Below are 2,453 nucleotides of genomic sequence, written 5' to 3' on the forward strand. Positions count from 1 at the left end.
CAGTATTGTAGGACAATCCTATCGAATTAAAGATCATTTTAGCAAAGAAAATGATTGATTTTGTACATGCTTAAACAAGCGAAAATGTACATGTTTATCTTGACATTTACACCAGTAGAAAAGGTTGTTAATTTCATATGAACAGCATCAATACCCTCAATATTCAACATATTAAAAAGGGAGTACTAGGATAAATCAACTTTGACATTCTAAAAGTAGTAGGCTAACAATCACATCTCTATTATAAAAAAGAAACATTTGTTCAAACTAGATTATTAAAAGTGAAATCTCATCTTATTAACATCAAAGTGATACTTACATTATAATAAAATTTTTTGTAATGCAGGAGGAATGATGATAGCAATTACAACCTCACATAAAATTAACAACTGTTCAATTTTATTATTTCAGTTAAGATAACTCCTTGTTTAACGAAGAAAAAGTGAAGGTAATTCAATTGACTAAAACCAATATGTTAAGTATCTATAGACATATTGTTAACTTATTTATGATTTGGTATAAACAATTAATATTATTTGTCTAGGTGAATTTATGATTCTATACAAGAAAAAAACATAAAAGAAAAAGTTAGAATTTTACATTGAGCAAATAGTAGAAGTTGAAAAGAGCGTTTCATCACTAATAAAAAGTTGAATTTCGAATTAAGGATAGAAAAAATTATTCTTTATTATCAATAAACCTTTTTATAAATCTTGAATAATTTTAATCAATTAAAATAGTAGTTTGACTATCTAATAAATGTTAGGACGTCATAACATTATTTTATAAATAGAATTTCATTATAACTATTGTTAGGTATCTAGTAGTAGCTCGTCCTAACAAAACAAACGATTTAATAGAGCCTTATAAATCAATAACTTATAAGAGATTTATAAGAGTAGTTTTCATCTCAACTTCAACGTACAAAATGAAGTACCTCTAAAAATTAAAATGTCTTATTTATTTTTTCAGGTTTTACAACCACCACATCAATGTAATAATATATTAAAAATAATAAGTATTTAATTTAGTTTAATTCAATATAAGAGGTGTATGCATTGTCCGAAAAAGTGTATAAATATAGAAGATCAGGTACCCAAAAACATTTTCACTTAAAAGAAGCTGACATATTTGTCTTTACAGTTTTATATTACAAAAGGGCACTTACAACAAGGCAAATCACGCAGTTATATAGTGCATTTGAGGGAAGAGAATGTTCTGAAGCTAGCATATTTACAAAGCTTGACCGGTACTCACAATATGGAGCTATGTTAACTAAAAGAATAGATAAAAGGGCTGACAGTATTACGAAACGCGCTTTATTTTCCTTAAAAGAAAAGACAATTGAATTCTTATTGGAAATAGGAAGAATTCCCAAAAAAAGTTCAAAAAGACGGTACTCAAGAACAACTTCTCTTCACACTATGTGTTCACGTGAAGTCATGATCCGTACTCTTTTAGCGACTACAAAGAAGACACAAACCAATGAAGTATTATATGAATTGGATATTCGTTCTTTTTACCAGAAAAAAAATATAAAAATTGAGGACAACCAATTGGCCTTGATTCCTGATGAACATATTTCATACCAAGATAAAAATATCCATATTGAGATGGACATGTGCAAAGAGACAAATTCTATCTTAGTTGAAAAAGTAGAGAAGTACATAGAATATGCAAAAAAAACAAATGAGGATGTAACGGTTGTCTTTGTTATGTACGACAAATCAATGTTCCTTGCTGAAGATGCAGAACCGCCATACATACGTATGAAAAATCTATTATTTTCTATGCGGAAGCATCATGAATTATTAATGAATATACCAAATCTAAATGTACACATTTGCTCATTGAAAGATGCTGGGGATGTTATTTCAGATATCATTCTAGGAACAAATGATAATCAAAACTTGGAACAAGATATTCTTTTTCCTTTATCTCAACGTACAGTAGGAGATGTCAATTGGCGTTACACTTTTGTCGAAAAAATTCAAACGTTTAAAGAATCAATAGATGGTGGCCTTCGACGCACATACAAGAGAGATAAAGCTTCTATTCAAGATTTCTTTTTTATTTTTGGAAATGAAAATGATTACCGAATGATTGCAAGATTAGATGATGTCGTGTTTTCAAGAAGGGATGGAGATGAAGGCGTTCCGCTTGTAGTTATCTATCCTAAACGTGAAAATCCTAGAGATATTCTACTGATGGACACTTATGATAATGTACTACTTCTATCCATTCAAAATACAAATATAGCAACCGATGAACAGATCATGGTACATGCTGCAAATAACGTTAATCCGAAAAGACGTAAACTTGTAGAATTATATTAATCGTTTATTTTTTATATACTTTTATATAACTTTATTGATTTTTATTATTTAAGGTGATAGAATAACGTTTGAACTAAACACTCAAAACTACAATCAAATCAGAACATATGAAATTAA

General features: G+C 28.7%; 1 protein-coding gene. It reads left to right on the top strand.

Annotated elements, in window-relative coordinates; genetic code table 11:
- The first annotated feature begins 1,058 nt into the window (after window positions 1–1,058).
- Window positions 1,059–2,336 carry a replication-relaxation family protein gene (locus tag MR168_RS32605; RefSeq protein WP_001291941.1) on the top strand — a complete coding sequence of 426 codons (1,278 nt, stop codon included), beginning with the start codon at window positions 1,059–1,061 and terminating at the stop codon, window positions 2,334–2,336.
- The last annotated feature ends 117 nt before the right edge of the window (window positions 2,337–2,453 follow it).

The sequence above is a fragment of the Bacillus cereus group sp. BfR-BA-01356 genome (assembly GCF_022663635.1).
Classification (GTDB): domain Bacteria; phylum Bacillota; class Bacilli; order Bacillales; family Bacillaceae_G; genus Bacillus_A; species Bacillus_A cereus.